The sequence below is a fragment of the Lysinibacillus sp. GbtcB16 genome, from assembly GCF_019091145.1.
GTDB lineage: Bacteria > Bacillota > Bacilli > Bacillales_A > Planococcaceae > Lysinibacillus > Lysinibacillus fusiformis.
Window position 1 is genome coordinate 1 of the sequence record NZ_JAGXJV010000936.1, and the last position, 232, is coordinate 232.

Below are 232 nucleotides of genomic sequence, written 5' to 3' on the forward strand. Positions count from 1 at the left end.
AGCGGTTGGTGTCCTTCCTGGCAAAGGTCCAATGAGCGGCGTTGCTTTATTAATCACAGTAACAGCAACCATTACAGCGGGTTTACCTACGGAGGCCGCCGCTACAAGCTCTATTATCTTAGTTGCAGGCGTTTATTACGGAGCCATGTACGGCGGTTCAACAACTTCGATTCTATTAAACACACCAGGTGAATCCTCATCAGTTGTTACAAGATTGGATGGCTACCAAATC

1 protein-coding gene is annotated in these 232 nt (G+C 47.0%); it reads left to right on the plus strand.

Annotated elements, in window-relative coordinates; genetic code table 11:
* Nucleotides 1-232, plus strand: a 232-nt coding sequence (locus tag KVT27_RS26375; RefSeq protein WP_217582357.1) for a tripartite tricarboxylate transporter permease, incomplete at both ends; no start/stop codon positions are given.